Origin of the sequence: Saccharopolyspora sp. NPDC002686, assembly GCF_040295745.1 — a bacterium.
GTDB lineage: Bacteria > Actinomycetota > Actinomycetes > Mycobacteriales > Pseudonocardiaceae > Saccharopolyspora > Saccharopolyspora oryzae.
This window is the reverse complement of sequence record NZ_JBEOVY010000242.1, coordinates 1-11,922: the sequence shown is the minus strand read 5'-3', so window position 1 is coordinate 11,922 and position 11,922 is coordinate 1. Positions and strand designations below refer to the sequence as shown.

Annotated in this window: 13 protein-coding genes; 4 read left to right on the top strand and 9 right to left on the bottom strand. The window is 68.8% G+C overall.

Annotation, left to right across the window (positions count from 1 at the left end):
* The coding region (locus ABTZ89_RS26860; protein WP_351049674.1) for a hypothetical protein at positions 1-234 on the top strand (234 nt) is incomplete at its 5' end.
* Between the two features lie 329 nt (positions 235-563).
* Here ABTZ89_RS26860 and cobS read toward each other — a convergent pair.
* The 8 genes from cobS to ABTZ89_RS26820 form a co-directional block, all read right to left on the bottom strand.
* Positions 564-1,292, bottom strand: a complete 729-nt coding sequence (gene cobS, locus ABTZ89_RS26855) for an adenosylcobinamide-GDP ribazoletransferase (protein ID WP_351049677.1) — start codon at positions 1,290-1,292, stop codon at positions 564-566.
* A 2-nt stretch (positions 1,293-1,294) separates the two neighbouring features.
* Positions 1,295-2,380 carry a nicotinate-nucleotide--dimethylbenzimidazole phosphoribosyltransferase gene (gene cobT, locus ABTZ89_RS26850; RefSeq protein ID WP_351049672.1) on the bottom strand — a complete coding sequence of 362 codons (1,086 nt, stop codon included), beginning with the start codon at positions 2,378-2,380 and terminating at the stop codon, positions 1,295-1,297.
* 19 nt (positions 2,381-2,399) lie between these two features.
* A complete protein-coding gene (gene cobU, locus ABTZ89_RS26845) occupies positions 2,400-2,939 on the bottom strand; it encodes a bifunctional adenosylcobinamide kinase/adenosylcobinamide-phosphate guanylyltransferase (protein WP_351049670.1) in 540 nt (179 codons plus the stop codon).
* 3 nt (positions 2,940-2,942) lie between these two features.
* Positions 2,943-3,581 (bottom strand): DUF3043 domain-containing protein, encoded by a 639-nt coding sequence (locus tag ABTZ89_RS26840; protein ID WP_270949467.1) that lies wholly within the window; start codon positions 3,579-3,581, stop codon positions 2,943-2,945.
* Positions 3,582-3,672: 91 nt separating this feature from the next.
* Positions 3,673-4,029, bottom strand: coding sequence for a tyrosine-type recombinase/integrase (locus ABTZ89_RS26835; protein WP_351049668.1), 357 nt, complete (start codon positions 4,027-4,029; stop codon positions 3,673-3,675).
* A gap of 242 nt (positions 4,030-4,271) precedes the next feature.
* On the bottom strand, positions 4,272-4,886 hold the full coding sequence (locus tag ABTZ89_RS26830; protein WP_351049665.1) for a hypothetical protein: 615 nt from the start codon (positions 4,884-4,886) through the stop codon (positions 4,272-4,274).
* Positions 4,883-6,085: an Rv0964c family protein gene (locus ABTZ89_RS26825; RefSeq protein WP_351049662.1), complete on the bottom strand. Its 1,203-nt coding sequence runs from the start codon at positions 6,083-6,085 to the stop codon at positions 4,883-4,885. Before ABTZ89_RS26825 ends, ABTZ89_RS26830 begins: the two co-directional genes overlap by 4 nt.
* Positions 6,086-6,407: 322 nt before the next feature.
* Complete coding sequence (locus tag ABTZ89_RS26820) at positions 6,408-6,743, bottom strand: SAV_915 family protein (protein WP_351049659.1); 336 nt, start codon at positions 6,741-6,743, stop codon at positions 6,408-6,410.
* Between the two features lie 756 nt (positions 6,744-7,499).
* Between ABTZ89_RS26820 and ABTZ89_RS26815 the strand changes: the two genes are divergently transcribed.
* The gene (locus ABTZ89_RS26815; RefSeq protein ID WP_270949466.1) at positions 7,500-7,865 is read left to right on the top strand and encodes a HesB/IscA family protein; all 366 of its coding nucleotides are present in this window, start codon (positions 7,500-7,502) and stop codon (positions 7,863-7,865) included.
* A 171-nt stretch (positions 7,866-8,036) separates the two neighbouring features.
* Here ABTZ89_RS26815 and ABTZ89_RS26810 read toward each other — a convergent pair whose 3' ends face one another.
* Positions 8,037-8,639 (bottom strand): TetR/AcrR family transcriptional regulator, encoded by a 603-nt coding sequence (locus tag ABTZ89_RS26810; protein ID WP_351049655.1) that lies wholly within the window; start codon positions 8,637-8,639, stop codon positions 8,037-8,039.
* A gap of 157 nt (positions 8,640-8,796) precedes the next feature.
* On the opposite strand from ABTZ89_RS26810, the gene ABTZ89_RS26805 reads away from it, so the two are divergent.
* Positions 8,797-10,299: an APC family permease gene (locus ABTZ89_RS26805; RefSeq protein ID WP_270949464.1), complete on the top strand. Its 1,503-nt coding sequence runs from the start codon at positions 8,797-8,799 to the stop codon at positions 10,297-10,299.
* Entirely contained in the window at positions 10,296-11,897 is a 1,602-nt protein-coding gene (locus ABTZ89_RS26800; RefSeq protein ID WP_351049651.1) for an amidohydrolase, read from the top strand. Before ABTZ89_RS26805 ends, ABTZ89_RS26800 begins: the two co-directional genes overlap by 4 nt.
* The last annotated feature ends 25 nt before the right edge of the window (positions 11,898-11,922 follow it).

Genomic DNA, 11,922 nt, shown 5'->3' with positions numbered 1-11,922 from the left:
TATTGGGAGTTATCCAGTCCTGGGCCCGTGTGGGTGGGGGCGCTTTTTAAATTGAAACTGCGCCCCCTCGGCGTGTCCGGCGCCCGACACGCCGACCTCGCCCCACCACCGCAGATCCGGCGGCGAGCCGCGTATCGCCACCACACGAGCGGCGGTGAACCTCCGCAATTTCGATTGAAATTGTCAAACCTCGCCACGGAACCTTCCGTCGAGAACGACGACAATTTCGATTGAAATTGCTACACGCTCAAAGCGGCCACCTGCCGCTCTGAACCCGACGCGACCCGCCCCCGACGGCACCTCTCCTCGGTTGGCGCGCTGTGTACCACTACCGATCGCCCCGGTGGTGATATCCGGCGGACCTGGCAGGGGTGTGGTGCCGTGGCGTCCGGGGTTGCGTCGGGTTCAAAGCGGTAGGTGGTCGCCCCGCGTGGTGCAATTTCAATCGAAATTGTCATCTTTTCGACGCCCCTTCGGCCGTGCACGCAGACAATTTCAATCGAAATTGCAGTCGTCACCATAGGGTGCGCGGTGATGGATTCAGTGGAGAACCGACGTCTGGGTCAGGTGAGGGTGGCGCCGATGAGGACGATCGTGGTGGCCAGTTCGGAGGACGCGCCGAGGACGTCTCCGGTGATCCCGCCGAAGCGGCGTTGGGCGTGGTGGGTGAAGGCGACGAGCAGGGCAGCCGCCGCCACGACCGCGATCGCCGCGCGCCAGTCGAAGGCGACAGCGGCGACGGCGACGAGGAGCAGCCACCAGGTGGCGACGAGCCAGGTCGGTTGGCTGCCCGCGACCAGGGCGCCCATGCCCTCCGGGCGGGCCGAGGGGACGCCGCGGCGGCAGCACAGGACGAAGCCGGCTCGGCCGACGGCGCAGGCCAGGACGAGCACCAGCGGGTTGGACGTCAGCTCGGCCAGGCTGGTCGCCTGGATGCCCAGGACCAGGATCAGCGCCACCACCGCGAACGGTCCGGCGCCGCCGTCGCGCATCACGGTCAACGCGCGCTCCGGCGGTCCGTAGCAGCCGAGACCGTCCACCGTGTCGGCCAGACCGTCCACGTGCATGCCCCTGGTGACCAGCACCAACACCGCCACGGCCAGCAGCCCGGACAGCAGCGGGGGAGCGCCGAGCTCGGTCAGCCCCCAGAGCACGAGGGCGCCGAAACCTCCCACCAGCGCGCCGACCAGCGGTGCGAACGCGATCGCCTGGCGGCACGTGGCGTCGTCGACGCGGCGCGCCGGGAGCGGCAGCACGCTCAGCCACGAGACCGCCAGGCGGAGACCGTCCAGGGTCACGACTTCGGGCCGGTGGCCTCGGCTTCTGTCGGGCCGCCGACACCGGCTTCGGCGAAGGTCGCCATCTCGCCGAGCACCCGCGTCGCGGCGATCAGGATCGGCAGCGCGGTCAGCGCCCCGGAGCCCTCGCCGAGCCGCATCTGCATGTCGATCACCGGGGTCAGGTCGAGGTGGTCGAGCACCAGCGGCCCGCCCGGTTCGGCGGAGCGGTGCCCGGCCAGCCACCACTGCCGCGCGCCCGGCGCGAGTTCCTCGGCGACCAGCGCCGCCGCCCCGACCACGACCCCGTCCAGCAGCACGGGAGTGCGGCGGACCGCGGCCTGGGCGAGGAATCCGGTCAGCGCGGCGATGTCGGCGCCAGCCGAGGTGCGCAGCAGCGCGACCGGGTCGTTGAGCACCTTGCGGGCCCGGCGCAGCGCGTCGCGGATCGCCGCGGTCTTGCGCATCCAGGCGTTGTCGTCGATGCCGGTGCCGCGGCCGACGACCGCCACCGGCTCGGTCCCGGTGAGCACCGAGATCAGCACTGCGGCCGGCGTGGTGTTGCCGATCCCCATGTCCCCGGCGATGAGCAGGTCGGCCCCGGAGTCGATCTCCTCGTCGGCGATGGCGCGTCCGGCCTCGAGCGCGGAGCGCACCTCGGCGTCGGTCAGGGCGTCCTCGCGGTCGATCGCCCCGGATCCGCGGCGCACCTTGCGCGCGCTGACCACCGGCGGGGTGTCGGTGTTGACGGCCATGTCCACGACCCGCACGGTCGCCCCGGCGCTGTTGGCGAGCACGTTCACCGCGGCACCGCCGGCCAGGAAGTTCGCGACCATCTGGCCGGTCACCTCGGCGGGGTAGGCGGACACGCCGTGGGAGGCGATGCCGTGGTCACCGGCGAAGACCACCACTCGCGGCCGGGTGAACGGCCGCGGCGGGCAGAGCCCCTGCCGAGCGGCGACCCAGACCCCGAGCTCCTCCAGCCGACCCAGCGAGCCGACGGGCTTGGTCAGCTGCTCGTGCCGGGCGACGGCCTGCCGCTGGGCCTGCTCGTCGGGGGCCGGCACCGTCGGGAAGCTGATCTCGTTCTGGTCGGTGGACAAGCGAACCTCCGTGTCGATTTCAGCGCAGCCGGAGCGGAAGACCGGCGACGAGCAGGACGACCTCGTCGCACACCTCGGCCAGCCGGGCATTGAGCGCACCGAGCTCGTCGCGGAACAGCCTCCCAGACCGGGTGGCCGGAACGATGCCCAGCCCGACCTCGGCGGAGACGAGCACCAACCGCCCGGCACAACCGGTGACGGCCTCGACGAGCTCATCGCACTTCGCGGCCACGACCTCCAGCGCAGCGGGATCCCGCTCCCAAGCCCCGGCGTCGTCGAGCACACCGGTCAACCAGGTGGCGATGTCGTCGACGAGCACGGACGCACCAGCGGGAGCACCGGTCAGAACCGCGCACAGCGAGCCGGTGTCCGGAGCTTCGACGGTCCGCCAACTCGCGGGCCGCCGAGCGACGTGCGCGGCGATCCGCTCGTCCCACTCGCGATCACCGGCAATCCGCCGAGCGGTGGCCACGTAGGTGACCACCTCGTCGGCGCGGACCAAACCCTCGGCATGAGCGGACTTCCCGGAACGAGCCCCACCGAGCACCAACGCGCGCATCGGTCAGCTGACCTTGGCGATGTCCTTGGGGGTGTAGCGGGGGCGCGGGACGCGGAGCTTGCGGATCTGCATCGCGCGGGTGAAGGCGTACCAACCCAGGGAGAAGGCCTTGTCCTGGGAGTCCGGGAACTTCGCGCGGACCCGCTTGTTGATGTAGCGGCCCAGCAGGGTGCCCTCGATGACCATCATCACCAGCAGGGCCATGCAGAACAGGGTCGCGTACTGCTGGATCACCAGGTTCTGCGACAGGGTGCTGGCGAACACGATCAGCACCAGCGGCATGAACATGCCCATCAGGTGGCGGCGGGTGTCCACCAGGTCGCGGACGTAGGCGCGCACCGGGCCCTTGTCGCGGGGCATCAGGTAGCGGTCGTCGCCCTGCATCATCCGCTCGCGGCGCTCGCGGGCCGCGTTGCGGCGCTCTTCCTTGTTGCCGCGGGCGCGCTTGACCGCCTCGCGCTGCGTCTTCGGCGGCGGCGGGACCGGGCCGCGCCGCTTGCCCTCGGCCTCCCGGCGCTTCGGCGTGGGACGGCCCTTCTTGGGCGTGTGGTTGGGGGCATGCTCCGCCGCGGACTGGGCAGTCTCGTTCTCGGACTCCGGGTTGGCGGCCTGCTCAGCGTTGTTGCGACGAAGGAACCTCACTCCAACAGGGTAAGGTACGCGCCTTTTCCTGCGGTTTCCTGGATCGGGACTTGGTGGGACCGGATGTGACATGGATGACTGTTAGTGCTGGTCAACCCCCCTTCACTTCGATACCGGAACGGTCATGATCGGAACCGGTGGGACGCGGGTCCATCCCACGCTCCATCCCACGCGCTTGATCATCTCCCACGAGGCGAAGACGTTTCGTGCTCTCGTCGCCGAGCGCGGCCAGAATGCGCTGACGTGCGGCGTCGCTGCGGTGCACGTAGTCCATGCTCTGTTCGAGCGTGGAGTGCCCCATCAGCCGCGCGATTTCGAATGGGTCCACCCCGTTGTCAGTCAAGCGCGTGCCGTAGCTGTGCCGCAGCACGTACGGCGTCACACCGGGCGGCAGCTTGGCCTTCGTCGCCGCACGAACGACGATCGCGTGGAAGTTCTGCGGCTCCATGACCTTGCCCCCGGGGCGGGCACCTTCTTCACAACTAAAAGCTAGGGACACGAATTGGAAGGGACGAATTCTTTCTGCGCTCGGTGCCGTCGAGTTCGCTGAAGCGTCGAAAGGCACGTGATCCGGTAGGCTCGCAGCCCCGTTCACAAGCTTGCAGGAATGGCTGGTGGCCGCGGTCTCTGGGAGTTGTCGCCGAACTCGCCATACCGCCGATTAAGGCCGTCCATGCGGCCACCAGCGATTCAGCCTTTGTTCGTGAATTGGCGCAGCTTGAGCATGTTGCCGGCCATCGCGTTGAAGGTAGCGCCTGTACGAACCGAATGCGCCAGTCCGTTGTAGACCAGCGCCCACAACTCGCGATTCGCTTCGAGGCTCCCAAGGTAGGTCCGGACCTTCCGGCCGTTCTCGTCCTGCAGGACGAGGGTCCATCCAACGATGACGCCGTACAGATGGATGTTGGTGATCTTGTAGGTGTCGATCCACTTGCGGTTGACCCGCAGCCAGTCGGACCCGGCGGTAAGCCGGGTGCTCCACCCCCGCAGCACCATGATCAGTCCGGCGACGCCGACGATGCCCAGCATCACCGGGTCTGACATCCACTCGAAGCTGCCCCGCTGGAGGCTTGCCCCGATCACGATGACGCCCATCACGATCAATGAGCCAAGCAGGACGGTCCGTCGGTCCTGAATGAAAACGTCGAGGGCTGGCCCCCGGCCGTCCGGCACGGGACCCGCTTGATCAAGATCTGTGGTGGCGGGCCCCATCTTGCCTAGGACCAGCGGTGCCTCCGGCGGCCGGGGTTCACCGGTCTGCACGTCGGGCTTCGCCGGGAGGTCAGCAAACATGTGTTGTGTCACCGCGTCATCTTCGGGTTGATCTCTTCGAGCCGTTTACCTGCGTCGTGGACCCCATCCTTGATGTCGTCGTAGTGATGGTCAACAACGTAACCGACCCCAGCGGTGACGACGGTGCCCGCAACCAGGACACCTCCCGTGGCCACAGCGCCGCTGACGTAACCGCCTGCAGCAAGAGCACTGCCGAGAGCGCCGATGGCCGTACCCGTCGCAATCTGCGCACCGGTGGTGGTGACGACCCGCCCCGGGTCCTTTCCCGCCTTGATTGCTTCGTAGGCGCTCAACGCGGACATCGCGGCACCAGTGATGCCCACGCCCTTGAACGAGTACCCAACGGCGCTCTTCGCCCACCCCGGCCCGGGGATCACCTTGTCAATCCGCGCATTGCTCCCCGCAGCCCTGGTGGCAGCACTCTCGTTGGCCGACGACTGCAAGAAGGAGGCGAGAGCCTTGGTGCGCTCCGCCTGCGGCAGGTTGGGGTCTTTGAGCAGTTGGCGCGAAGCTTCGGCGAGCGCCTTCTCCTCACGCGCACGCGCGGCCAATGCGTTGGCCGCCGTGTGAGATGCCGAGTATGTCGAGGCAGCAAGGCTGACCTGCGACGTCCAGCTGCTCGGCGACAGGGTCTCGAGGAACGTCTTGTGGATTTTCATCGACGAGGCCAGCGTCGCGTGGGCCGCCTTCTCGTCCCGCCGAGCCGCGTCAACGGCCATCTGGGCGTCCTGGAACGCCCGCACCTTGGCCTCGTGCTCGGCAAGGTGCGCAGCATCCACACCCTCGATCTCCGCCCGCTTCTCGGCAGGCATCGACCGATAGCCGGGGCCGTTTCGAGCAGGGTTCCGTGGGGCTGGGCCAGGCCCCTCGATGGTCGTGGGCGTGACCGTCAACCCCTTCGACGCCGCGACCTCACGGGCCTGGTCGATCCGGCGCTTCACGGTGTCAAGCTCGTCGGCGAATTTCTCGAGCGCCTTCTTCACTACAGTGACCTGTTCGGCGAGCTCGTCCGCGTCGGTGCCGTTGACCTTCATAACGTTGCGGAAGGCATCGCCGGCCTGGCCGGACCAGCACGACTCCGAGTCAGCCCGGGCTCGGTGCAGGCTTGTTCCGATCTCGTGGACCCCGCCGCTCACGCTGTTCAGCCATGCGGCGGTGCTCCGGCATGAGCCGATGTCGCCGGCAACGAACGTATCTATCGACTGCGCCATTAGTTCCCCCAAGGCATTGGCGTCGTCGTGTTGTTAGACGGGAGTGGCAGCGGCGGAAGGTTCTCGGCGGCCGCCGAGTCAGTCTCGTCGTAACTCGCGTGGCTCGCTGCCACGTCATCCCCGGACTGCTCTGCCCCAGCCGCCATGGCCGCAGCAGCGCCGAGGAGAGCAGAGACCGCCTCGGACACATCCGGTGTCGACTCGCCTGCATCTGTGCTGCTCGCGGCGTTGCTGGCGGCCGTACCCAGCTCTGCCGTGGACGTTCGCAGTGAGCTGGCGATCGCTTGCAGCGCTGGCTTGTCGACGCTGAATTCGTCTGGCATTACGACTCGTTCCCCTCCGCACTCGCCGTCTGACGTGAGCCCGAGGGCAGCGGAACGTCCCACAGCACCGTTTCAGCGCCGCACTCGTTCTGGACCCGACTGACATCGGGCAGCCCCACGCCGATCCACGGCTGCGTCTCGCCGCAGCATTCCACCAGGAGCTCAAGCGACGTGTAGGCCAAGATCACAAGACGTTCGGCCTCGTCTTTACGCAGCTCGACGCGGGCCTCACGGTCCTGCGGTCCAAGGCGTTCGGACAGAACAAAGACCGTCTCCGCTGCTTCTTCCGACTCATAGCCCGAATACTCGGATCCGAAAACGGCCGGTGCGACCAACTCGGAGCTGAATGGCTCCCGCATACGGTGACGTGCCCCCTCTTCAACGACTCTGGCTGGGCGACCATATCGACGGTGGAGGCCTGGCCGGAGGGGAAATCTACTCATTTCCGATCACGCGTCACCTGATCGGGTTAGGCAAAGATGAGTCCGCGATCACCATCGCCGACGTGACGTTGTGGAGGTCGTGGTCCTTCACGCTGCCGCAGTAGCAGAAGGCCCGTCTTCGCTCAGTTAAGAAAGCCGACCGAGCCAGCGAGCCCGGTCGGCTTTTGTCTTGTTCAGAGCTGCATTTCTTGACCTTCGGTGCACAGGGGCATGTCCAGTTCGAGCCAACTTGGCTGTGGTGCGGACCGTGTAGTCGCAGTGCCCGCAGGCGACCTTGAGCATCCGGGTGCGCTGCTTGCGCGGCTTCCATGAGACCTTTTCCTTCGTGGCAGCAGTGGTGTCATATCCCACGTACGTCCCACGGAAACCACGTTCATGCAGGTGAGAGCAGTGCTTTGCGTATTCCGCAGGGTATTCGACGCCACTCAGCGTTGTTGCAGCAGACCGGGCGAAAGGTCGTCCTCCCGGGGGCGTCCGGAGTGAACACCGCCACCTGCCGGTCCGAAGCCACGTCACACCAGCTCGCCCCGCAGCTGTGCCACCATGGAGGTGACACGTCCCCGGGGCAGCCCGCGGGAATAGGCCGGTCCGGCCCGTGGTTGCACCACACGCCGGAATCGGACAGAGCGAGACCTCAAGGGAGAGTCCATGACCGCCCCGAACAGCACGACCGAGAGCGAGGCGCCCGCCCACGGTGTCACGCTGACCGACGCGGCGGCCCAGAAGGCCAAGGCCCTGCTGGACCAGGAGGGCCGCGACGACATGCACCTGCGCATCGCCGTCCAGCCCGGTGGCTGCGCGGGGTTGCGCTACCAGCTCTTCTTCGACGAGCGCACCCTCGACGGTGACGCGCGCCGGGACTTCGAGGGCCTGGGCGTCGTCGTCGACCGGATGAGCGCCCCGTACCTGCAGGGCGCGACGATCGACTTCGTCGACTCCATCGAGAAGCAGGGCTTCACGATCGACAACCCGAACGCGGGCGGGTCGTGCGCCTGCGGCGACTCGTTCCACTGACCGAACGAGCCGATCTGGCACGAGGCCGGCACCCCAGCGCGGGTGCCGGCCTTCCTGCTGTTCGGGGGAGGGCGGATGCCCGCAGTTTCAATTGAAACTGCGATCTGCCGTGGGTGGGATTTGCAGTTTCAATTGAAACTGCGGTCTGGCGGGGGCCTGGCGGGATGGTCGTCAGGCGGGGTTCGGGAGGCCTGAGACGTAGGCCTGGACCGATTCGCCGAAGGCGGTGCCGTCGACCTCGGACGGCTCGGTGGCGCGGATCGCGTTGCGCAGGGCCGGGTAGTCCTCGCCGAGGGGCTGGTCGAAGGCGGGGGAGAACGGCGCGAGGATCGAGCCCAGCACCACGTAGTCGATGCCGAGCACCACTCGCAGCGCCGCCGCCGGGGCGAAGCCCGCCTCGACGAGCATGGCGACGACGTCTTCGTAGGCCTTCCGCGATTCGGTGATGGTCACCGCGCGGCGGGCGATGATCCCCACCGCGTTGGGGTGCTTGGCGAACGCCGCGTGGTACGTGCGGGCCCACCTCAGCAGGCCGTCGCGCCAGTTCGCGGCGTTCAGCTCCAGGGCCGGGATGTCCGCGGTGATGATCTCGGTGATCAGCTCGAGGATGTCGTCCTTGCCGTCGACGTGCGAGTACAGCGACGGCGCCTGGACGCCGAGCTTGGCCGCGATGCGCCGGACGGTCAGCGCTTCGGCGCCTTCCTCGTCGACGACCGCGAGCGCGGCCAGGCCGATGTCGTGCCTCGTCAGCGAGCCGCGCCTGGTCTGGGTCACCGGTCCTCCTCCGCGATCGTCGGACGCGCCCATTCTTCCCGAGCCGGGGCGGGTGCCGGGATCCCTTCGCGACCGAGGTCTTCCCAAACTCCTCGCGGCCGCCTACAGTCCCTGCCTAACTTAGTTAGGTTGGCCCCGTCCAAGGGAGGGCGAAGGCGTGAAAACCCCAGCTACCAGGAACGATTCGGACACCGACGACGATTCCGCGCGGTTGCGCGAGCTCGGATACGAACCCCAGCTGAAGCGCGGTCTGGGCGTGCTCGGCAACGTCACGATGGGCTTCGCGACGATCTCCCCGGTCGTCGGGCTCTACGCGGTGGTGCTGGTCGGCGCGACGATCGCCGGCCCCCGGTGGGTGTGGGCGCTGCCGGTCTGCCTGGTCGGGCAGTGCCTGCTGCTGGCGCTCTACGCCGAGCTCTCCTCGGAGTTCCCGATCTCCGGCGGCGCCTACCAGTGGACCCGGCGGCTGCTCGGCCCGTCCTACGCCTGGTTCACCGGCTGGATCTCGATGTGCTCCAGCCTGCTGGCCAACACCACGATCGCCTACCTGGCCGCGCCGTGGGTCTTCACCCTCGTCGGCGTCGCCCCGACGCCGAACCAGCTGGTCGTGGCGGCGGCGGTGTTCGTCGTGGTGTGCTCGCTGACCAACGTGCTCGGCGTGGACGTGCTGCGCCGCGCGCTGGCGATGGGCGTGGTGGCCGAGGCCATCGCCTCGGTGCTGGTCGGGGTCGCGCTGCTGCTGGTGTTCCGGACGCAGCCGTGGTCGATCCTGACCGAGAGCTTCGGCACCGAGGCCCTCTTCGACGGCTCCGGGCTCGCCGCGTTCGTCGCGGCGGTGGCCGTCGGCGGCTGGGCGTTCATCGGTTTCGACGCCTGCGTGTCGACCTCGGAGGAGACCCGCAACGCCACCCGGCACGTGCCGCGCGCGGTCTGGATCGCGCTGCTCAGCGTCGGTCTGCTGGTGATCCTCAACGCCTTCGCGGTGGTGCTCACCCACCCGGATCCGGCGAGCGTGGTGGCCGGGGCCGATGCCGACCCGGTGACCACCGCGGTCGTGGCGTCCTTCGGCGACTGGTCGGCCAAGCCCTTCGTCGTCGTGGTGATCATCGCGTTCCTGGCCTGCGGGATGGCGGCGCAGGGGTCGACGGCGCGGGCGCTGTACTCGGTCGCGCGGGACGACGTGCTGCCGCTGTCGAAGTTCCTGCGGGTGGTGAGCCGGAAGAACCAGGCACCCATCGGCGGTGCGATCGCGGTGACCGCGGTGGCCTGCGTCGGACTGCTGCTGGTGCTGAACAGCGCCGCCATCGGCAGCGTCATCACCTTCGGCACCTCCGCCTTCTACCTGACCTTCCTGCTGGTCGCCGTCGCCGCTCTGGTGGCGCGGCTGCGCGGGGCGTGGGTGCCGGGCGGGCACGTCCAGCTGGGGCGGATGGGCACCGTCCTGAACTTCGGCGCCGTGCTGTGGCTGGGGTTCGAATTCGTCAACATCACCTGGCCCCGCGAGCTGCTCGCACCGGTGGGCGCCCCCTGGTACCAGGTCTGGGCGGCACCGCTGGGCACCGCGCTGATCCTCCTCATCGGACTCGTCTACTTCGTGACGGCCAAGCCGCGGGACCGGGTCGTCAGCAGCAGTTCCTTCGCAGATCGGAGTGCATCGTGACCATTGCGGACCTCGTCATCACCGGTGCTCGGGTGATCACGATGGACGGACGGCCGGCCAGTGCGGTGGCGGTGCGGGACGGCCGGATCTGCGCGGTCGGCGACGACGTCGGCGACCACATCGGACGGCGCACCCAGGTGATCGACGGATCGGGGCGCACGGTCACGCCGGGTCTGGTCGACTCGCACCAGCACCCGGTGCACGGCGTCGCCGACATGCGCGGTCTCGACCTGACCGGCGTGGTGGACCTCGGTGAGCTCCGGGCGAAGCTGCGTGCGGAGAGCGCCCGCCTGGCGCGCGACGAATGGCTGATCGCCTACGGACTGGAGTACAACGCCTTCCGCCCGGACTGGTTGCACCGCAAGCACATCGACGACGCCATCGGCGATCATCCGGCACTGCTGACGCTGATCGACGCGCACACCGCGCTGATGAACACCCGGGGTCTGCAGCAGGCGGGGATCACCGGCCCGGTGGAGTTCGCGGACCGATCTGAGGTGGTGCTCGACCCGGACGGCACGCCCACCGGCGAGCTGCACGAGACGTTGGCGGTGCGGCTCGGCGATTCCGCGGTTCCCCCGCTGGAGATGGACGAGCTCGCGCGGCGGGTGACCGACCTGCACCGCGCGCAGAACGCGGTCGGCATCACCGGCGCGCACATGCTGGACCTGGCGATCTGGCCGGGCACCGACGAGCTCTTCGAGCTGCTCGACGAGCGCGGTGACCTGACCGTGCGGACCGTGGTGGCGCCGTGGTGCTTGCCGGGCACGGTCGACGACACCCTGGAGATCGTCCAGGACCTGCGGAACCGGCCCGGTCGGATGTGGCGCACCGGCGCGATCAAGTTCTTCCTCGACGGCGTCATCGACGGCGGCAGCGCGTGGCTGTGCCACCCGGACTCGCACGGCCAGGGCACTGCCCCGGTGTGGCGCGAGGCGCGGGCCTACGCCGAAGCCGTGCAGCGGGCGGTGGACCTGGGGCTGCCGTGCTGGACCCACGCCATCGGCGACAAGGCGGTGTCCTACGCGCTCGACACCTACGCCGCGGCCGGGCGCGCTGCCGGCGGTCGGCACCGCATCGAGCACGTCGAACTGCTCCAGGACGCCGACGTCACCAGGTTCGCCGAGCTCGACGTGGTGGCGTCCATGCAGCCGACGCACATGGACTGGACGTTGCCCGACCACAGCGACAACTGGTCGGAGCGCATCGGCGAGGAACGCTGCGGACGGGCCTGGCGGTACCGGGACGTCCTCGCCGCGGGCGGGCACGTCGCGCTGGGTTCGGACTGGCCGATCGCCGGCTACGACCCGCGGGAGATCATGGCCGGGGCCCGGCTGCGCCGCCCGGTCGCCGAGCCGGACCGGGCGCCGGTGCTGCCGGAACAGGCGCTCAGCGCGCAGCAGGTGCTCGCCGGGTACACCACCGAAGCCGCCTACGGCGCGGGTGAGGAGCAGGTGTCCGGGCGGATCCGGGTCGGCATGCGGGCGGACCTGGCGGTGTTCGACGGCGACCCGCTGACCTGCGCCCCGGAGGACCTGCCGGAACTGCCGGTGGCCTGCACGATCGTCGACGGCCGGATCGTGCACGAAGCGCTCTGAGGCGTGAGCGGCGATGGTCGCGCTT